Source organism: Bradyrhizobium sp. ORS 285 (assembly GCF_900176205.1).
In the GTDB taxonomy this organism is placed as follows: domain Bacteria; phylum Pseudomonadota; class Alphaproteobacteria; order Rhizobiales; family Xanthobacteraceae; genus Bradyrhizobium.
Genome location: NZ_LT859959.1, coordinates 6,403,338 through 6,423,824, shown reverse-complemented (window position 1 = coordinate 6,423,824; position 20,487 = coordinate 6,403,338). Strand labels below are relative to the sequence as shown.

Below are 20,487 nucleotides of genomic sequence, written 5' to 3'. Positions count from 1 at the left end.
AACCTTTTCCGCGGGAGTACACTCACGTCATGATCGTCGAGGCAAATTGGGGAGCTTTCGCAGCCAAATTTAACGGCAGAGAACAGAAAGCCTTTGAATGGTTCTGCTCGCTCCTGTTTGCCAAAGAGCACAAGCAGCCGATCGGTCCTTTGCGCTATTTCAATCAGGCCGGCATTGAAGAAGATCCAATCACCGTAGGCAGCGAGGTAATAGGCTGGCAGGCCAAGTTCGTCGACAAGTTGTCTGGACAAGTCGAAACGCTAAAAAAGGCCATCGACGACGCCAAGCTCCAGAACCCGAGCCTTACGCAAATCTATTTCTATATAAGCGCCGACTTTGCACCGAGCAGAAAATCTGGGGCGAAGGAGCCAAAGTACAAAACAGAAGTGGAGGAACATGCGCGTTCCAAGGGAGTAAGTCTCACTTGGAGAATGCGCAACTTCTTTGAAAAGCCGCTCGTATGTGAAGAAAACGCGAATATCGCACGATATTTCTTCACCAACGAAAAGAGCGCCATCGATCTAATACAGGAACTTACCCGACACACCGAGGCCATTCCCAATCTTATCCGCCCAGAAATTGCCTCGCATGGGGCCATAATCAAAATCGACAGAAGTTCGCTCGTAGCGCGTCTCAAGGAGACGCTGCAGCAATCGCCTGTCGTGATCGTTTGCGGGGAGGCTGGCGTTGGCAAGACGGCCGTTGTGAAAGATTTCCGCAGCGAACTCGCGGCCGCCGCGCCCCTATTTGTCTTCAAGGCAACCGAATTCAGCGCGATTGCGAACGTCAATCAACTCTTTAAGGACTACGGCAACTTCACTCTGTCGGACCTCATTCAGGGGTTTAGTGCTTCTGACGAAAAATACGTCGTTGTGGATTCGGCAGAGGAGCTTTCGAGCATAGAGCATCCTGAGGTCTTCCAAGAGATCTTGTCCACCTTGCGATCAGCGGGATGGAAGGTGATTTTCACAACCCGCCTTAACTATCTCGAAGACTTAGAGCGTACGCTGATCCACGTTTACGGCGTCTCTTTCAAGCCGCTTGCGATCGAGAGCTTGACGGCTGAGGAGTTGGCGCAGCTTGCCGAGAATTACTCGTTCGTACTTCCGGAAAATGAGCGACTTTGTAAGCTGCTCCAAAATCCATTCTATTTAAATGAATATCTCCGTGATTATCCCAGAGGCTATACGAAGATCAACTACTCAGAATTCCGCGATGCGATGTGGAACACTCGCATCGCGAAGACAGCCGATACCCGAAGCAACCTGCACCGCAGGCGAGAGCAATGCTTCCTGGAGATAGCGAGAAAGCGGGCGAACACAGGCAGTTTCTTCGTAGCGGTCGAGGGCGCCGACGAAGTGCTGCCGCAGCTGGAAGCAGACGAAATCATAAAGTATGACGAAATTGCGGGTGGCTATTTTGTTGCGCATGACATTTATGCTGAGTGGGCGCTCGACAAGTTAATTGAACGTGCCTTCCGTGCCGCAGCGTCATTCAGTAAGTTCTACGAGACCATCGGCAGTTCGCTGCCCATACGTAGAGCCTTTCGAGTCTGGCTTTCAGAGAAGCTTTTGGCAGATGATAGTGCAGCCAGAAGACTTATCGAAGAAACGATTGATGCACCTACAGTGGAGCGCCATTGGAGGGACGAGGTAATTGTGGCCGCAATGCTCTCTCCTTACGCTGAGGTATTTATCGATTATATTAGCGCAAAGCTTCTTAGTATACCGGAAAAGTCAATCGACGATGGAGAGTCAACTAGCGCCGATCGTTCCGTTACCGTTCAACGCAAATATGAAGATCGCCTGCTAACCAAGATCCTCTTCTTGCTGCGCATCGCTTGCAAGGATGTGGATCATGAGTTGCTCAAGGCGCTTGGAGCGCAGAGCCATGCAGTGGCGCATCTGTTTGCCAAGCCAAAGGGGGCAGGGTGGCATAGCGTCGTTGCCTTCATAAGCCGGCATAGGGGCGAGCTTGGATTGGCGTATATGAACCTAGTTTTACCCGTGCTGGACGAATGGAATCGCTATAACAAACAGGGGGTGACAACGAGGCATGCCGCTCAGTTGGCTCTTTTCTACTATGAACAGTTAGCTAGAGATAACGGCCGCTTCCCGTACGGTATCGAAGACGATACGAAGGAGAGGCTTATAAAGACGATCTTTAATGGCGCCGCCGAGATCGTAGGCGAACTGAGGAGAATATTCACCAACATGGTCTCCAGTGGCGATGTCACTCGCCGGACGACTTATTATGAATTAGCGAAGGCCTTGCTTTCGGATGTTGGGGAGACAAGCGTTGTCTCCAAGTGCTTGCCGACAGAGACGCTGTGCTTGGCGGAACTCTACTGGGTCTACACTCCACCGAAGGAAAGGCGTGCCTGGTACTCAGATCGATCTGATCTGGAGATGGAATCGTACTTCGATCTCGCCAGTAATCACTCAGATTACTATCCTGCCAGTGCGTTCCAGACGCCGATCTTTAATTTGATGCAGGTAGCTCCGAAGGAAGCGGCAGACTTTATTCTCCGATTCACCAATAGGGCAGTCGAGCACTTCGCCCAAACCGAGCTTGGAAGGGCTGAGGTAGAAGAAATTGAGATACACGTCGATGGTAAGGAGCCCATCAGGCAGCTGATATCCAGCCGTATCTGGAATCTTTATCGAGGGACGCAGGTTGCGCCAGTGCTTCTCGAATCCATCCACATGGCGCTAGAGCGATGGTTACTAGCCCAGGCAAAGATGGCAAGATCGGAAGTCTTGGAAGGCTGGTGTTTGTATCTGATCGAAGGTTCTCGTTCGGCGTCAATCACCGGTTTGGTGACGAGTATTGTGTTGGCCGAACCGAACAAGCTCTTCAATGTGGCGAAAGTTTTGTTTCGAACGAAGGAGTTGTTCCTTTTCGAAACCGAGAGGTGGCGGTTGGACATGTCCGCAAGAGGGCTGTTCGCGATCAATAGCGACCGAACCGGTGTCTATGCAAACGAGCGTCTGCGTACATGCGATGATTCGCACCGGAAGATGAACTTAGAGCATCTCGCACTCAAGTATCAGCTGTTTCGATCGGGCGATGAGACCGAGGAAGTTGTTGGGGTCAGGCAAGAGATAATATGGCGCCTTTTCGACGATTACTATGCGACGCTACCGGATGCAGCCGAGGAAACAGATGGCGACAAGATTTGGCGTCTGTATCTTGCGCGCATGGATCGGCGCAAAATGAACATTTCTACCGAGACCAAGGATGACAAGGTAATTATCAATTTCAATCCGGAGATAGATCCGGAGCTAAGACAGTATAGCGATGAGGCTGTCGCAAGAACGACGGTGGCGATGCAATACACGCCTTTAAAGCTTTGGGCGCATTATCGCTATGAACGAAACGAGGAGGAGTACAAGAAGTATCCTCAGTACGATGGTGACGCAAAGCAAGCGTTCAAAGAAATGAGGGGCATTCTTGAGGGGGTGAGCGCAGAAGGAGGCGATGATGGAAGGTTCTCGTTATTCTACAGGGATGTCCCAGCCCACGCTTGTGCAGTCTTGCTGAGAGACAAGTTCGAGGCGCTCGATGCATCGGAGCGGGATTTTTGCAAAGATGTAGTGCTTGACTACGCCTCAGCATCGCTCGACCCGGAGTATCGGTATCAGGTGTCTGATGGTGTAAGCGTCGCTGTTCGCATCCTGCCGTTAATCTTGAGGCAATTTCCAGAAGAAGGATCTCGTGTCAGGGCGCTTCTGCTATTCGTGCTGCTCAATGAGCAGCCGGCTGGTATGTCACAAAGGTTCTCTGATTTCGCGGTCTCTGCGGTGGTTGAGATGTGGGGTGATCTTGCGATTGAGGCGAACGCTCTGCTTTGCGGCTATCTTCTCTTAAAGCCTCGGCTAGATGCCATTCGGCGCTCAATCAGAGATGAGAGGTGGCAAAAGGGAGCCGTCGAGTTCTCGCGATCGGATGTTCTTGATGAATTTACTAAGCAGTGCCAGGCGGAGCTTGAGAGGGCGTTTGGTGGCCAGATAACTCACGAAGAAATTCCACCGGTAAACACTCTAAGCGGTACGGTTCTCGCGACTGGATTTTCGCTTCTTCCTATTCCGACGACTGATGAGCGCCACAAGGAGTTTGCTAGGGCACTCTGTAAGGCTCTTGCAAAACGGCTGCTTGCAAGGGGCGAGGAGGATAAATTTGACTACACTCTTCGTCTGCGCTTCTTCGATAAGCTGGCGCTGGTGGTGCTGCAATCTGAGAAGGAGGACATCCGTGGTTACTTGCAGCCACTATTGGAGCACTTCGGCGGATCGCGTGAGGTTGCCTCGCTATTGAGCTCGTTCGTGTCTGCTGAGGATAAGGTGCATCAGTATGAACAGTTCTGGAGCGTATGGGAGCTATTTTATCCCAGTATAAAGGAGCTATGCGAGCGTAGGACGGGACGGTTCTATGGCGCGGAGGTCGTGCACAATTATCTACTTGCATGGCCGTACTGGAGGCAAGATGCAAAAACGTGGCGTTCGCTTCAGGCCCGAGAGAGGGCATTCTTCAAGCGTGTCGCCGAGGACATGGGGGATCATCCCGCTGTACTGTACTCGCTTGCCAAGTTTCTGAACGAAATTGGAAGCGAATTTGTCGAGGATGGAATTTCATGGATCAGCAGCATCATAGAACGCGTGCCCGAGTTGGTGTCAAGGGAGCTCGAGGTAAATACGATCTATTATCTGGAGAACCTCGTTCGCGCCTACTTGCGTCAGAACCGACACAAAGTCCGCACGACCCCCCACAGTCAGCACCAGATGCTCACTACTCTTAACTTTTTGTTAGAGAGGGGCTCAGCGACGGCATACCTGCTGAGGGAGGATATTCTCTGAAGAATATGGAAATTCGATGCCGGTGTTAGCACTTTGGCGGGATCGATGCGAGGCAGCAATTGGTGGACTGGGTTCTCGGGGCTGGGATGAAGACGCTCGCGTGAGGATTAGGTGCGATTGTCGTCAGAACGCCTTCGGCAGTCCAGCTTGTTTCAGCCCGTCATTGGCAGGATGGCGCGAGGGAATGGCGTTGTCGACGACGAAGCGGTGGCCGTTGATCGGGCTTTGCCAGGTCTCGTGATCGCCGCGTCCATGCCTAACGAATTCGCGGCTCGCCTCGCGCGGCGAGGCCCGGCACGTCCAAGCTTCCGTAACCCCCTCAGGGCCTCCGCTCCAAAATGTCTCTTGCGCTTTATCCGAAATCGTGCTCTACTGCCCGCATCCCGTCCCACAGAGGGGGCGCTTCGCGATCGTCACGGACGTCGGGTGCGGGATGCGGTGGGCGCATCGGGACGCAGCGTGGGCTTGCTCGCGCGGACGAACGATCCTGGTGCGACGAGGAAGTCGCGTGGTTCTGGCATCCCGGTGCTGATGCCAAGTGGGCGAGGACGTGTCGTCCGCGACGGGGCCAACAAGCCGGTCCCCGGGAAGAGCGCGTATAAGTCGTAACACCATCGCGCAGGGAAGGCCGGGTGATCTCGGCTGAGCCTGTGGTTCTGCCGCGTGCTTATTTGTTGCACGCGGACCGCAGGTGCCAGTCGGCACCTGGCCTTCCCTGCGCCCTCTGTTTGGAGAGGGTCATCTCTGTTTGCAAAGCTCGGGCGAAACATGCCGCGAGAACGGATCATCACGGCTGCATGCGGGAGCGATGACGGCGCGTCACGCGATGCAAGTCTTCGGCGACATCCTGGTCGGGGCAGGGGCACGGCAGAAGGGGGCACGGGAGGTGTGCAGGACGTTACTTTTGTCCGACTCCGAGCAGGTTCAGAATCAGAAAACACGCGCCGAACACGAGCAAGCTATAGATCAGCCGCAGGCGAGCGGCGTTGCCATCCGCCGTCCAGAGGCCGGGAATGAAGAGAATGAGCGGGCCCAGCAACGACGTGAGCCATGTGCGGTTGTCGGGTCGTTCGTTCTGCAACATGACGAAAAACGAGTAGATCGCGACCACCACGGCGACGAGTCCTCCCAACAAGCAGATCGGCGCGACTGCCACGAAGAGGAGGTTCATGAGGCCTGATCCGTTTGCGCTCGGGGAGAAGCTCGCGAAGCGGCCAACGTATCCGCGATCCCTGGCCGCGACGAGAGGCCGGACGGCAGGCTTCCGTGAATTTTCGGGAACCGGCCCGGTCACACTCCCGTGTGAACCGCTTCCGCCGCGGGGAATGCCCCACAGGAACGGGTGCCTCACGGCTGCCTTTGTGCTAGGGTGAACATCCGGGCAACCTGGAGAGATTGTTGAGCGGCGTGACCCCCGAGCCGGCCGGGCCGGCAAGCAGCACCCCCCAAGGTTTGGCCAACAATGGTCTAACCAGCGCTGGTTCGGCCAATAGCGGGCCGACCCATGACCGCCTCGCGCGGCTGAAGCTGGCGCAGGCGCTCAAGCGGGCGCAATACGCCATCGCCTGGGAGCGCGGCTGGCCGCATCTCGCCCGGCTGCTGATGGTGCTCGGCCTGTTCCTGATCGTGTCCTGGGCCGGGCTGTGGCTCGGCCTGCCGTTCGCGGCGCGCATGATCGGCGTTGCGCTGTTTCTCCTGCTGCTGCTCGGCGCCGCCGTGCCGATGCTGAGATATCGCTGGCCGAGCCGCGACGAGGGCCTGGCGCGGCTCGACCGCGGCTCCGGCATCGCGCATCGCCCCGCGACCGCGCTGACCGATACGCTCACCACCAAGGATCCGATCGCCCACGCCCTGTGGCAGGCGCAGCGCGAGCGCACGCTCGCCTCGATCAAGCGCATCCGTGCCGGCACGCCGCGGCCGCGGCTGTCGCTGCACGATCCCTGGGCCGTGCGCGCGCTGGTCGTCGTGCTCTTGGTCGCGACCTATGTCGCGGCCGGCGACGAGCGGCCGATGCGCATAGCCTCCGCGTTCGACTGGAACGGCGTGCTGACGCCGGTCACGATCCGCGTCGATGCCTGGATCAAGCCGCCGCTCTACACCGCGAAGCCGCCGATCATCCTGTCCGCCGCCAACAAGGAAGGCGCGGTGCCCGCGAACGGCCCGATCGTGGTGCCGGCGGGCTCGACCCTGATCATCCGCTCCAGCGGCGGCAATCTCGACGTCATCACCGGCGGCGGCGTCACGGAGGCCGCGGCGAACGAGGTCGCCGCCGGCGAGGCCGCGCCGAAGGGCACCACCGAGAAGCACTATGTCATCAAGTCCGACGGCACCGTGCATGTGCGCGCGCCGGCCGGCCAGCCGCAATGGGTGTTCGCGGCGACGCCGGACAAGCCGCCGGTCATCAGCATGGCCAAGGACCCGGAGCGTCAGGCGCGCGGCTCGCTGAAGCTGTCCTACAAGATCGAGGATGATTACGGCGTCACCGAAGCCCGCGCCAAAGTCGCCGCGCGTGCGCCTGAAACCAAGGCTGACTCCAAGACGGCGGATACGCCAGCGGCGCGGCCGCTGTTCCAGCCGCCGGAGTTTCCGCTGGTGCTGCCGAACGCGCGCACCCGCAACGGCGTCGGCCAGACCGTCAAGGATCTCAGCGAGGACCCCTATGCCGGCGCCGACGTTACGCTGACCCTGACGGCCAAGGACGAGGCCGGCAATGAGGGCACCAGCGAGCCGTTCGAGACCAAGCTGCCGGAGCGGCTGTTCACCAAGCCGTTGGCGCGGGCGCTGATCGAGCAGCGGCGGATCCTGGCGCTCGACGCCAACCGCAATGCCGAGGTGTTCACCGCGCTCGATGCGCTGGCGATCGCCCCGGAGCTGTTCACGCCGGAGCCCGGCCAGTATCTCGGCCTGCATTCCGTGACGCGCCAGCTCGAGGCCGCCCGCACCGACGATGCGCTGCGCGAGGTCGTCGCCAGCCTGTGGGCGCTCGCGGTGACGATCGAGGACGGCAACATCTCCGACGTCGACAAGGCGCTGCGCGCGGCGCAGGACGCGCTGAAGCAGGCGCTGGAGCGCGGCGCCAGCGACGAGGAGATCAAGAAGCTCGCCGAGGACCTGCGCAAGGCGATGGACAACTACATGCGCCAGCTCGCCGAGCAGCTGCGCAACAATCCGCAGATGGCGCAGCGGCCGCTCGACCAGAACACCAAGGTGCTGCGCCAGCAGGACCTGCAGAACATGATCGACCGCATGGAGCGGCTGTCGCGCCAGGGCGACAAGGAGGGCGCGCGCGAGCTGCTCGAGCAGTTGCAGCAGATGCTGGAGAATCTGCAGATGGCGCAGCCCAACCAGGGCGGCGACCAGGACATGGAGCAGGCGCTCAACGAGCTCGGCGACATGATCCGCAAGCAGCAGCAGCTTCGCGACAAGACCTTCAAGCAGGGCCAGGATTCCCGGCGCAACCGCGGCAAGAACCAGCAGGGTCAGCAGGGCGACCAGGACCAGAGCATGGGCGACCTGCAGCAGGACCAGCAGGCGCTGCGCGACCGGCTGAAGCAGTTGCAGGAGCAGCTCGCCAAGCGCGGCATGGGCCAGAAGGGCGAAAAGGGACAGAAGGGTCAGAAAGGCCAGAAGGGGCAGCAGGGCCAGCAAGGCGAGCCGGGTGACCAGGGCGAGCAGGGCGATGGCGGCGACGGGCTCGACGAGGCCGATGGCGCGATGGGCGATGCCGGCAGCCAGCTCGGCGACAGCAACGCCGACGGCGCGGTGGAATCGCAGGGCAAGGCGCTCGATGCGCTGAAGAAGGGCGCGCAGAGCCTCGCCGAGGCGATGCAGCAGGGCGACGGCGACCAGCCGGGCGACGGTCCCGGTCAGCGCGCCGGCCGCCAGCAGGGCGCGCAGCAGACCGATCCGCTGGGCCGTCCGATGCATCCGGGCCGCGACATCGACGATTTCTCGCAGAAGATCCCGGGCGAGATCGACGTCCAGCGCGTCCGCCGCATCCTGGAAGAACTGCGCCGCCGCCTCGGCGATTCCTCGCGGCCGCAGGTCGAGCTCGACTACATCGAGCGGCTGCTGAAGGACTACTGAGGAATGCGGCGGCCGCGGGACATCATCCCCGTGGCTCGCCGTTTGGAGCGGAGGCCGTGCCGGTCAGTAGCGCTTCTCCGAGAGGATGCGGGCCGCGTGCTGCAGCTTCTCGACCGAGCGCTCGGTGTCGGTCAGCGCGCAGCAGCTGACCAAGGTGTCGATGATCGCGAGCTGCGCGACGCGGCTGCTCATCGCCTCCGGGCGATAGCGCGTCTCGTTGGCGACGGTGTAGAGCAGCACCTCGCAATGCGCCGCCAGCGGCGACTTCCCGAGCCGGGTGATGCCGATGGTCCGCGCGCCCGCCGCCTGCGCCAGCCTGGTCGCGAGCACCGTCTCGACCGTGCTGCCGGAATGCGACACGGTGACGGTCGCGACCTCAGGGCCGGTCATCCCGGCGCTGACGGCCTGGACGTGGGAGTCGACGATGGCATTGGCCGCGAGCCCGAGCTGCAGCAGCCGATAGGACAGATCCTGCGCGACCGGCGCCGAGCTGCCGATGCCGTAGATCTCGATCCGCCGCGCCTCGCGCAGCAGCCTGGTCGCCTGCGCCAGCGCGTCCATCGACAACAGCCGCCGCGTCTCCTGGAGCGAGGCGGCATGGGCGGCGAAGATGTGGTCCGTGACCGTCGCAGGATCGTCGCCGCGATGCAGATCCTCCTGGATCAGCCGGATCGGCTCGATCAGGTCGCGCGCCAGCATGATCTTGAGCTCCTGGAAGCCGCGCACGCCCACCCGCCGGCAGAACGACACGATCGTCCCCTCGCTGACCCCGCAGGCCTCCGCCACCTCGGTGATCGACATGTGGATGAACGGCTCCGGCCGCGCGACCACCAGCTCCGCAATCTGCCGCGCCTTGGGCGGCAGCTCGTTCTGCAGCTCCCGCACGCGAGACAGGATGCCGGTCGCAGCCGGCCCGGAGCTGAAGGTGGAACCCGTCACATGCGCCTCATCTGCTCGACTGAGAAAATCTCATCGTGAATCTGATCATAAATAAATATTTCACAGCCACGTCAAGTCGCACTGCTACCCCTTCGGCCGTTCCCAGGCGGAGGTCGGTGCCCGGCCGCCGCCGACTTCCTCTCCAGGAATTCAGAAGGCCGAAACATCATGACAACACGTCGCGACTTTCTCGCAGGCGCCACGGCGGCTGCCACCTTCGCCAGCATCCGTCAGGCATTGGCCATTCCGGCGCGGCGCCGGACCGGCACCATTCAGGACGTCAAGCACATCGTCATCCTGATGCAGGAGAACCGATCGTTCGACCATTACTTTGGCACTTTGCGCGGCGTGCGCGGCTTCGGCGACCGCTTCCCGATCCCGCTCGAGAGCGGCAAGCCGGTGTGGTTCCAGTCCGACGGCACCCGCGAGATCCCGCCCTATCACCGAGACTCAACCACCTCGAACGCGCTGGTCGGCTACGGCACGCCGCATTCGTTCGGCGACAGTCAGGCCGCCTGGAATCAGGGCAAGATGGGCTATTGGCCGAAGTACAAGACGCCCTACGCGATGGGCTATTTCGGCCGCGACGACATCCCGTTCCAGTTCGCGCTCGCCGAGGCGTTCACGATCTGCGACGCCTACCACGCCTCGATCACCACCGGCACCGATCCGAACCGCATCGTGTTCTGGTCCGGCTCCAACTTCAATCCGGCGCTGCGCGCGCAGGGCATCAACTCCACCACCAGCGATGCCGAGCCGAACAATCTGCGCTGCTGGCCGAACCCGCATACCTGGGTCGCCGGCCAGCCGCAGCCGCAGGCGAACTACAAGTATGTCGGCAGCGACTTCAACTGGGACACGCTGCCCGACCTCCTGAACAAGGCCGGCGTCAGCTGGCACATCTACCAGGACATGAACGACAACTGGACCGGCGCGATGCACGGTTGTCTCGCATTCTCCAGCTTCCGTCATGCGCAGCCGAACGATCCGAACTACGTCCACGGCCTGACCGGCGGTCCGGACTATCTCGACCGGCTGAAGGCCGACGTGATGGCCGGCACTTTGCCGCAGGTGTCGTGGATCCTGCCGACGCAGGCGAACTCGGAGCATCCCGGCGGCGGCAGCCCGACCCGCGCCGGCAATTTCACCGACCAGGTGCTGGAAGCGCTGACGGCCAATCCCGAGGTCTGGAGCCAGACCGTCTTCTTCCTCACCTTCGACGAGAACGACGGCTTCTTCGATCATCTGCCGGCCCCGGCCGTGCCGTCCTACGACATCAATGGCAAGCTGATGGGCAAGGCGACGTTGCCGCTCGACGGCGAGTATTTCTCCAACACCGTCGGCAACGTGCTGACCGCGACGGACACGATCAGCGGCAACATCCGTCCGTGGGGCCTGTCGGCGCGCGTGCCGATGTATGTGGTGTCGCCGTGGAGCAAGGGCGGCTGGGTCAACTCGCAGGTGTTCGACCACACCTCGGTCGGCCGCTTCCTGGAGAAGCGTTTCGGCATCAAGGTCGAGGCGATCAGCCCGTGGCATCGCGCCGTCTCCGGCGACCTGACCTCGGCGTTCGACTTCGCCAGCCCGAACGATCCGCGCTTCCCCGAACTGCCCGACCAGAGCAACTGGCAGGCCTCGGATGCGCACCAGAAAACCTTGCCCGCTCCGGTCGCGCCGGCGACGCCGCAGCCGCTGTACCAGGAGAGCGGCGTGCGCTATTCGCGCCCGCTGCCCTACATCCTGCACGCCACCGCGAGGGTCGATGCGGCCAGCGGCAAGGTGAAGCTGCTGTTCGCCAACACCGGCTTCGCCGGCGCCGTGTTCCACGTCTACGACAAGCAGCACCTCGATCTCATTCCGCGCCGCTACACCGTGGAGGCCGGCAAGATGATCGATGACGAATGGAGCGTCGGCACTGACGGGCTCTATGATCTCTGGGTGCTCGGCCCGAACGGCTTCCATCGCCACTTCAAGGGCAACGTCCGCAAGATCAACCAGGCGCATGCGGCCAATCCCGAGATCTTCGTCGGCTACAACATCTTCGAGGGCGGCCTGCACATGCAGCTGCGCAACGACGGCCAGGGTCGCGTGAACTTTGCGGTGACGTCCAACGAGATCTATGGACCGCTGCAGGCCGTCACCGCGTCGGTGTCGGCCGCGCTGGAGCCGATGTGCCCGGGCTTCGGTCCGCGGCCCGACGTGCATCCGGTCGGCTTCGGCACCGTGCCCGGCTTCCGTCCGGCGCCCGACTTCGATGCCCCCGGCTTCGGCTTCGGCGCGCCGACCTTCTTCCCCGGCCCGAGCCATGGCGGCCCGTCGACGTCGTGGACCGTCAAGGTCTCCGCGCCTGGCCGCCACGGCGAGCTCTACTGGCATCTGCGCAAGTCGGGCCTGTGGTACGACTTCGTCGTCACCAGCGACACCGACGACAGCTTCTATCGCCGCGTCGCCGGCCACATCGAGACCGGCCGTCCGTCGTTCAGCGATCCCGGCATGGCCCGCGCCGATCAGTTCTGATCGTTGCCGGATCCAGACATCGCGAAGGGCGCCCGATGGCGCCCTTCTGCATGAGAGAACATCAGTGACCGCTGAGGTCGTGAATGACCGGCGACAGACTGCCTACGCCGACATCCAGCGTCGCCAGCGTCACCGGCAGCTTGAATCGTCGCGGCCCCGCGCTGCCGGCATTCAAATAGAGCACGGCGCCGATCGTCTCCTCGCGAGCGCGATGCGAATGGCCCGATATCACGACGTCGATGCCAGAAGCGGCGGGATCAATCTGCAGATCGTGAACATCGTGGACGATGTGGAAGGTGCGGCCGCCGAGGCTGACGGTCTCGGTCTCGGCGTAAGCCTTCGCCCAATCCGCGGTATCGATGTTGCCGCGGATCGCGGTGACCGGCGCAATGGCTCGCAGCCGGTCAATGATCTCGGGCCGGCCGATATCGCCGGCGTGGATGATGTGATCGACGCCGACCAGACATTGCTCCGCCTCCGGCCGCAGCAGGCCGTGGGTGTCGGAGATGATCCCGATCCTCATCTCGCCTCAGACAATCTTGACGATCTCGATCTCCTGGCCCTGGACGTCGACGACGTCGCCGACCGCCTTGCCCATCAGGCGCTGTGCGACCGGCGAGACGTAGGAGATCATGCCCTGCTTCGGATCGGCCTCGTCCTCGCCGACGATGCGATAGGTTTGCACGCGGCCGTCGCCGCGCTCGAACGTCACCGTGCTGCCGAAGGCGATGGTGTTGGTGGAGGCGGGCGGTGGCATCACCTGCGCGGTCCGCAGCCGCGTCGAAAAGTAGCGGGCGTCGCGCAGCGGCAGCGCCTGCTCGCGCCGCCGCTCGTTGACGTCCTCGATCGCCTGCGCCGCTTCATAGGCCGCCTGCGCCTGATGCAGCTGATCCTCGAGCGCCTTCAGCCCCGCTTCGGTGACCAGGTTGGGATGCGGCGAGACCGGGCGGTCGGGCAGCATGGTCTCGGCGGCCGTCTCGGCGCTCTCTTCCTTGGTGAATGCAACGCTCAATCCCAGTCTCCTGCGAAGCGCGACGCCCGATGGGCCGCGCGTCCGGGAGAGATCATGCGGGAGAGGCGAATTTCAAGCTGCCATCCTGACAGGCGTACGCGCAACGGCGCGCCCCTTGACAGGCACCGGCAACATCGCTTGAATATACGAACTATAGTTCGCAATCCGAACTTTAGCAAGTCGAAAATGCCCGCCATCAAGATGGGCGTCAAGCAGGAAACGTCGGAGCCTCCCCGTGGACGAGGACAACAAGGCTGGCAAAAGCGTCGTGCAGTCGCTGGCCAAGGGCTTTCAGGTGCTCAACGCCTTCACCAGCGAAGAGCCCGAATTGGTGCTGGCCGACGTCGCGCGCCGCGCCACGCTCGACAAGGGCACGACATTCCGCCTGCTCAACACGCTCGTGATGCTCGGCTACGTCGAGAAGGTCGGCGACAGCAGGCGCTTCCGCCTGACGCTGAAATGCCTCGACCTCGGCTTCCATGCGATCGCGCGCTCCGAGCTGCGCGACCAGGCCCGCCCGATCCTGCGCAGCCTGGTCGGCGAGATGAACGAGGCCGCCTCGCTCGCCGTGCTCGACGGCAGCGACATCGTCTATGTCGAGCGCATCCAGGCCGGCCTCGTCCGGCTCGGCGTCGACGTCCGCATCGGCAGCCGCGCGCCGGTCTATTCCACCGCCGTCGGGCAAGCGCTGCTCGCCCTGCTCCCCGTGGAGACCCAGGTCGAGGTGCTCGAAGCGCAGCCGCGCATCAAGCGCACGGAGACCACGATCACCGATCTCGACGCGCTGTTGCAGCGCCTGCGCCAGGTGAAGGCTGCCGGATACGCGCTGTCCAACCAGGAAAATGCGCCCGGCCTGTGCGTGCTCGCCGCGCCCGTCGTCGATCGCGATGGCGTGCCGCTCGCCGCGATCAGCGTCGCCGCGCCGACCATGCGCATCTCGGCAGAGGCGTTCGAGCGGATGGGCGTCGCGCCGCTGCTGCGCGCGGCCGCGCAGCTGTCGCGCGCGCTCGAAGCCATGGGCGGCGCCACCGCCACCGTTTCCAACCGATGACATCAGAATTCACCAGGAGACCGATATGAGCGTCATGACCAACTTCAAGGGGATCATCCCGGCGATCGCCGTCCCCTTCAACGCCGACCACTCGATCGACGAGGCAGAACTGACGCGCTATGCGGCCTGGCTCGGCAGGCGCCGCGGCATCGTCGGCATCATGACCAACGGCCACACCGGCGAGGTGTTCAGCCTCACCGCCAAGGAGCGCGCGGAGGTGACGCGCATCGTCGCCAAGGCGCTCACCGGCATCTGCCCGACCATCTCCTCCGTCGTCTGCGAAGGCATCAAGGACGGCATCGAGCACGCAATGATGGCCAAGGAGGCCGGCGCCACCGCGCTCGATATCATGCCGCCGCATCACTGGTTGCGCTTCGGCTTCAAGCGCGAGCACTGCCTCGACTACTTCAATGCGATCGGCGAGGCCACGAAGCTGCCGCTGATCGTCCACGTCTACCCGGCCTGGACCCGCGCCTCGTTCTCCTCGGAGCTGCTCGCCGAACTCGCCCGCCTCGATCACGTCCAGGCCTTCAAGATCGGCACCCGCGAGATGAACAAATATGCCCGCGACCTCAAGGCCATCCGGGCGGCGGCGCCGCACAAGGCGCTGCTGACCTGCCACGACGAATATCTGCTGGCCTCGATGGTGCAGGGCGTCGATGGCGCACTGGTCGGCTTCGCCTCCCTGATTCCGGACCTGATCTACGACCTGTACGCCGCGGTCAATGCCGGCGACCTCAAGCTCGCGATGAAGCTGCAGGCGATGATCGATCCGCTGAAGGACGCGGTGTATGGCGCGGGCGAGCCGACCGGCGAGGCGCATGGCCGCATGAAGGCCGCCATGCAGGTCGCGGGCGTGATCCGCGATGCCACGGTGCGTCCGCCGACGCATGCGCCGAGCGCCGAGGAGATGGCCGCGATCCGCGCCGCGGTCGCCGCGGCCGGCCTGACGGTGCAGGCTGCGGCCTGAGCTTGCGACCAGCGGCAGCCGGCCCGGCCCGGCTGCCGCGTCCGACAATCAACGAATAACAATCCGGGTGGACGCTCATGCTGATGATGGATGTCGAACATGCGCCGCAGCGCGCTCCTGCCTCGCCAGAGGACGTGCTGATCGCGATCGACCAGGTGTCGAAGACCTACGTCTCGGCCTCGGGCGCAGCGGTGCATGCGCTGAGCCGCATCTCGCTCGACATCAAGCCGGGCGAGTTCGTCTGCGTCGTCGGTCCTTCCGGCTGCGGCAAGAGCACCTTGCTGCGCCTGCTCGCCGGGCTCGATGGCTACAGCGAGGGACGCCTGCTGCTCGACGGCGAAAAGGTCGCCGGTCCCTCGCGCAAGGTCGGCGTGGTGTTCCAGGCGGCCAATCTGTTGCCGTGGATGACGGTACGCGACAATGTCGGGTTGCCCTTGCGCGTCGGCGGCAGGCATGCGCCTGCCGGCGATCGCATCGAGCGCCTGCTCGCGGTGACCGGCCTCGGCGATTTTGGCGACAAATATCCCTATGAGCTGTCCGGCGGCATGCAGCAGCGCGCCGGCATCTGCCGCGCGCTGGCGCGCGACCCCGAGATCCTGCTGATGGACGAGCCGTTCGGCGCGCTCGATGCGTTGACGCGCGAGCGCCTGAACCTCGAGCTACAGCGGATCTGGCAGGAGAACCGCAAGACCATCCTGCTGATCACGCATTCGATCTCCGAAGCCATCTTCCTCGCCGACCGCGTCATCGTGATGTCGGCGCGCCCCGGCCGCATCCTGGCCGACCTCCCCGTTCCGATTCAACGGCCACGGACGTTCGACGACATCGTGCTCCATCCCGACTACGCGCGCCTCGCCAAGGAAGTTCGCGGGCTGCTGAACGCCCAGGAGCATGGCCATGACTGATCTCGCCAACATCGCCGCGCCTGCCATGACCCAGAAATCGACAAAGCCCAGCCGCCGCCTCAATCTCGGCTCGTCGATCGCCTGGATCGGCCTGGCCGTGCTGATCCTGAGTTGGATCGCCGCCGTCAACCTGCTGAACATCCCGTCCTACATCCTGCCGAAGCCGGAAGCGGTCGTCCGCGCGCTGTGGTCCGGGCTTGCCGTCAATCCGGCCAGTCCGCTCGGCTATTATTTGCCGCTGTGGAGCACGCTCAGCAACGCCGCCATGGGGTGCGCCATCGGCGTCGGGCTCGGCCTCGTCATCGGCTCGCTGATGGCCGAGGTCGAGGCGATCGAGCGTCTCGTCATGCCCTATGCCTTCGCGCTGCAGAGCCTGCCCAAGGTGGCGATCGCGCCGCTGATCGTGATCTGGTTCGGCTTCGGTGACGGCTCGAAGATCGCAATCTCGGCGCTGCTGTCGTTCTTCCCGGTGCTGATCAACAGTTTTACCGGCCTGCGCGCGGTCGAACCGGAACGTATCGATCTGATGCGCTCGCTATCGGCCTCGCGCTTCGAGACCTATCGCATCGTCAAGCTGCCCAACGCCGCGCCCTTCATCTTCGCAGGCCTCGACATGGCCGTGGTGTACGCGCTGCTCGGCGCCATCGTTGCGGAATTCCTCGGCGCGCAGCGCGGCATGGGCGTGGTCATCACCCAGGCGCAGGCGGTGTCGGACGTGGCCGGCGTGTTCGCGGCCCTGATCATTCTAGGCCTGCTCGGAATCGTGTTGCATGGCATCGTGCGCTGGTGCGAGGCCAAGGTCGTGCACTGGGGCGCCAATCGAAAGAAATAAGAACGGAAAGAAATAAGAACGGGAGGAACGAACATGGTTTCGCGCAGGTCATTCCTGAAGAGCAGCGCCGGCGCGGCGCTGCTGATGAGCGGTGCGCCCTCGATCCTGATGGCCGCGGACGCGAGGAAGATTCGCTTCGGCGTCGGCCTCAAGGCGCTCAATGCCACCATCATCAATTGCGTGATCGGCGAGGCTCTCGGCTACAACGCGCAGGAGGGCTTCTCGCTCGATGTCCAGGCGCTCGGCACCAACGCCAACGTCCAGGTCGCGACCGATCGCGGCACGGTGGCGATCGGCGTCGGCGTGCCCTCGACGGCGCTGCCGCTGCTCGCCAAGGGCGAATGGAGCGGCGCGAGAATGTTCTATCAGTACACCTATCCGTACAAATGGGACATCGCCGTTCCGCCGGGCTCGGCGCTCAAGAGCTACACGAATCTCAAGGGCAAGAAGATCGGCGTCTCCGATTTCGGCGCCACCGAATATCCGGTGACCAAGAACGTGCTGAAGGCGCTCGGCCTCGATCCGGAGAAGGATGTGAGCTTCGTCGCGGTCGGCAACGGCACGCCGGCCGGCGTCGCCCTGCAGCGCGGCGTGATCGATGCGCTCGCCTATTTCGACACGGGCTTCGGCCAGATCGAAGCCGCCGGTATCGCGCTGACCTATCTGCCCCGTCCGACCTCGATCCCGATGGTCGGCGGCCAGTTCCTGATGGCGATGCCTCAGACGTTCGAGAAGGATCGCGAGCTGCTGATCGGCTTCGGCCGTTCGGTGTGCAAGGCCTCGCAGTTCCTGCTCGCCAACCCTGCCGCCGGCGCCAGGGCGTTCCTCAAGCTCTATCCCGAAACGGCGCCGCGTGGCGCCAGCGAGGACGAAGCGGTGAAAGCCGTGCTGCAATCGATCAGCCGCCGCATCAAGCTCTACGCGCCGCCTTATGCGGATACGAAGATGGGCGCGATCAACGAGCAGGAGTTCCGCACCGAGGCGGTGATGAACGGGCTGGACATCAAGGACTATGCTGCGCTCTACACCAATGAGCTGATCGAGAAGATCAACAATTTCGATGCGGTGAAGATCAAGGCCGAGGCGGCTGCGTACAAGGGATGACGGCAGCGGATCATAACAGACGTTCTGGTGGCCATGCGGTGGTGACCGGAACCAGCTCCGGCATCGGCCGCGCCATTGCAGAACGGCTGCTGGCAGGCGGGTGGCGCGTGACCGGCATCGACCGCGCGATGTCCGCCGTCTCACACGAGCACTTTCAAGGTCTGCAAGCTGATCTCGCCGAGTCGCACGCGCTGCTCGCGGGCCTGGTCGAGGTCGGCGCGGTGACCGCGCTGGTTCACGCCGCCGGCTACATGCGCGTCGGCCGGCTCGGCGAGCTCGCGCCCGACAACGGCGAGGGCATGTGGCGCGTCCATGTCGGCGCTGCCGAAGCCCTGGCCAATGCGCTGGCCCCTCGTATGGACGAAGGCGGACGCATCGTCCTGATCGGCAGCCGCACTGCCAATGGCGCCGCGGGACGCAGCCAATACGCGGCGACCAAAGCGGCACTGACAGGTCTCGCGCGATCCTGGGCGATCGAGCTGGCGCCGCGCCGCATCACCGTCAACGTCATCGCACCGGCTGCGACCGACACGCCGTTCCTGCGCGATCCCAGCCGCGCCGGCACCGCGCCGGTGCTGCCGCCGATGGGCCGCTTCGTCGATCCCACGGAAGTTGCAGCGCTCACCGCTTTCCTGCTGTCGCCCGAAGCGGCCGCCATCACCGGACAGACCATTACCATCTGCGCAGGCGCCTCGCTCTAAGGGCAGCGTGCGGGACCAAGACCAGGAGAAGACCCATGACCATCCGCATCGTCGACGTCCGCGAGGTGACGAAGCCGATCTCATCGCCGATCCGCAACGCCTATATCGACTTCACCAAGATGACGTCGAGCCTCGTCGCCGTCATCACCAATGTCGAGCGCAACGGCCGCCCCGTCGTCGGCTACGGCTTCAACTCCAACGGCCGCTACGGCCAGGGCGGGCTGATCCGCGAGCGTTTCCGCGCGCGCCTCCTGGAAGCCGATCCCGCATCGCTGCTCGATGCCACCAGGGACAACATCGATCCCGACAAGGCCTGGGCGGCGATGATGAGCAACGAGAAGCCCGGCGGCCATGGTGAACGCTCGGTCGCGGTCGGCACGCTGGACATGGCGATCTGGGATGCGGTGGCGAAGATCGCGGACAAGCCGCTGTTCCGCCTGCTCGCCGAGCGTCACAACCGCAAGGCCGATCCACGCGTCTTCGTCTACGCCGCCGGCGGCTACTATTATCCGGGCAAGGACCTCTCGGCGCTCCACCGCGAGATGCGCGGCTATCTCGAACGCGGCTACAACGTCGTCAAGATGAAGATCGGCGGCGCGCCGATCGACGAGGACCGCCAGCGCATCGAGGCCGTGCTGGAGGAGATCGGCCCGAACAATCAGCTCGCCGTCGACGCCAATGGCCGCTTCGACCTGGAGACCGCGATCGCCTACGCCAAGATGCTGCGCGACTATCCGCTGTTCTGGTACGAGGAAGCCGGCGATCCGCTCGATTATCATTTGCAGGCGACGCTCGCGGATTTCTATCCAGGCCCGATGGCGACCGGCGAGAACCTGTTCAGTCACCAGGATGCCCGCAACCTGATCCGCTATGGCGGCATGCGCCCGGACCGCGACTGGCTGCAGTTCGACTGCGCGCTGTCCTATGGCCTGTGCGAATATCTGCGCACGCTCGATGTGCTCAAGACCTACGGTTGGTCGTCGTCCCGCTGCATCCCGCATGGCGGCCACCAGATGTCCCTCAACATCGCCGCAGGCCTCGGCCTCGGCGGCAATGAGAGCTATCCGGATCTGTTCCAGCCCTACGGCGGCTTCCCCGACGGCGTGAAGGTGGTTGATGGCCACATCACCATGCCCGATCTCCCCGGCATCGGCTTCGAAGGCAAGTCCGACCTGTATGCGGAGATGCGCGCGCTCAGCGCTTGAGGCGCAAGCCTCCAACCACAATTTCGCTGTCGTCCCGACAAGCGCGCGGCACGCGCGCGCAGATCCGGGACCCATATCCCCAGGGAGACGTTCGAGGCACGCTGCCGCTCCGTCTCGCCCAGCCACAGCCGACACGGGTCGTGACCCCTGGATTGCTTCGCTGCGCTCGCAATGACGGCGGACAGTTGTGACGCACAGCAAACTCTCCGTCATTGCGAGGAGCGGAGCGACGAAGCAATCCAGGGGCCTCACGCGCATATGCCCGACGGGCAATTTGCTCATGACAGCCCTGCGCCAACTGCCCGTCGA

14 protein-coding genes and 1 pseudogene are annotated in these 20,487 nt (G+C 63.1%); 10 read left to right on the top strand and 5 right to left on the bottom strand.

Features of this window, described 5'->3' with window-relative positions:
* Positions 1–29: 29 nt before the first annotated feature.
* A complete protein-coding gene (avs4, locus tag BRAD285_RS28790) occupies positions 30–4,856 on the top strand; it encodes an AVAST type 4 anti-phage nuclease Avs4 (RefSeq protein WP_087877677.1) in 4,827 nt (1,608 codons plus the stop codon).
* A 123-nt stretch (positions 4,857–4,979) separates the two neighbouring features.
* Here the strand turns inward: avs4 and BRAD285_RS36400 are convergent.
* Positions 4,980–5,135, bottom strand: a pseudogene (locus tag BRAD285_RS36400) (type II toxin-antitoxin system HicA family toxin); the annotation flags it as partial.
* Between the two features lie 619 nt (positions 5,136–5,754).
* A complete protein-coding gene (locus BRAD285_RS28780; RefSeq protein ID WP_035648959.1) occupies positions 5,755–6,027 on the bottom strand; it encodes a hypothetical protein in 273 nt (90 codons plus the stop codon).
* A gap of 227 nt (positions 6,028–6,254) precedes the next feature.
* On the opposite strand from BRAD285_RS28780, the gene BRAD285_RS28775 reads away from it, so the two are divergent.
* Positions 6,255–8,942, top strand: coding sequence for a TIGR02302 family protein (locus BRAD285_RS28775; protein WP_083846486.1), 2,688 nt, complete (start codon positions 6,255–6,257; stop codon positions 8,940–8,942).
* 63 nt (positions 8,943–9,005) lie between these two features.
* Here the strand turns inward: BRAD285_RS28775 and BRAD285_RS28770 are convergent, their stop codons facing one another.
* Positions 9,006–9,881 carry a MurR/RpiR family transcriptional regulator gene (locus BRAD285_RS28770; protein WP_006615610.1) on the bottom strand — a complete coding sequence of 292 codons (876 nt, stop codon included), beginning with the start codon at positions 9,879–9,881 and terminating at the stop codon, positions 9,006–9,008.
* A 168-nt stretch (positions 9,882–10,049) separates the two neighbouring features.
* Between BRAD285_RS28770 and BRAD285_RS28765 the strand changes: the two genes are divergently transcribed.
* Positions 10,050–12,398 (top strand): phosphocholine-specific phospholipase C, encoded by a 2,349-nt coding sequence (locus BRAD285_RS28765; protein WP_006615609.1) that lies wholly within the window; start codon positions 10,050–10,052, stop codon positions 12,396–12,398.
* A 61-nt stretch (positions 12,399–12,459) separates the two neighbouring features.
* On the opposite strand, the gene BRAD285_RS28760 is transcribed toward BRAD285_RS28765, so the two are convergent.
* Together BRAD285_RS28760 and greA are read right to left on the bottom strand one after the other, a co-directional pair.
* Positions 12,460–12,921: a metallophosphoesterase family protein gene (locus BRAD285_RS28760; protein ID WP_006615608.1), complete on the bottom strand. Its 462-nt coding sequence runs from the start codon at positions 12,919–12,921 to the stop codon at positions 12,460–12,462.
* Positions 12,922–12,927: 6 nt separating this feature from the next.
* Positions 12,928–13,410: a transcription elongation factor GreA gene (greA, locus tag BRAD285_RS28755; RefSeq protein WP_006615607.1), complete on the bottom strand. Its 483-nt coding sequence runs from the start codon at positions 13,408–13,410 to the stop codon at positions 12,928–12,930.
* Between the two features lie 235 nt (positions 13,411–13,645).
* Between greA and BRAD285_RS28750 the strand changes: the two genes are divergently transcribed.
* The 7 genes from BRAD285_RS28750 (at position 13,646) to BRAD285_RS28720 (ending at position 20,178) form a co-directional block, all read left to right on the top strand.
* Entirely contained in the window at positions 13,646–14,461 is an 816-nt protein-coding gene (locus BRAD285_RS28750; protein WP_006615606.1) for an IclR family transcriptional regulator, read from the top strand.
* A 25-nt stretch (positions 14,462–14,486) separates the two neighbouring features.
* Positions 14,487–15,431, top strand: coding sequence for a dihydrodipicolinate synthase family protein (locus tag BRAD285_RS28745; protein ID WP_035648956.1), 945 nt, complete (start codon positions 14,487–14,489; stop codon positions 15,429–15,431).
* 77 nt (positions 15,432–15,508) lie between these two features.
* Entirely contained in the window at positions 15,509–16,336 is an 828-nt protein-coding gene (locus BRAD285_RS28740) for an ABC transporter ATP-binding protein (protein WP_006615604.1), read from the top strand.
* Positions 16,329–17,168: an ABC transporter permease gene (locus BRAD285_RS28735; RefSeq protein ID WP_035648964.1), complete on the top strand. Its 840-nt coding sequence runs from the start codon at positions 16,329–16,331 to the stop codon at positions 17,166–17,168. The genes BRAD285_RS28740 and BRAD285_RS28735 overlap by 8 nt, the downstream gene beginning before the upstream one ends.
* Before the next feature lie 33 nt (positions 17,169–17,201).
* Complete coding sequence (locus BRAD285_RS28730; RefSeq protein ID WP_006615602.1) at positions 17,202–18,272, top strand: ABC transporter substrate-binding protein; 1,071 nt, start codon at positions 17,202–17,204, stop codon at positions 18,270–18,272.
* Positions 18,269–18,973, top strand: a complete 705-nt coding sequence (locus BRAD285_RS28725) for an SDR family NAD(P)-dependent oxidoreductase (RefSeq protein WP_006615601.1) — start codon at positions 18,269–18,271, stop codon at positions 18,971–18,973. Before BRAD285_RS28730 ends, BRAD285_RS28725 begins: the two co-directional genes overlap by 4 nt.
* A 35-nt stretch (positions 18,974–19,008) precedes the next feature.
* Positions 19,009–20,178 (top strand): mandelate racemase/muconate lactonizing enzyme family protein, encoded by a 1,170-nt coding sequence (locus BRAD285_RS28720; RefSeq protein ID WP_006615600.1) that lies wholly within the window; start codon positions 19,009–19,011, stop codon positions 20,176–20,178.
* The last annotated feature ends 309 nt before the right edge of the window (positions 20,179–20,487 follow it).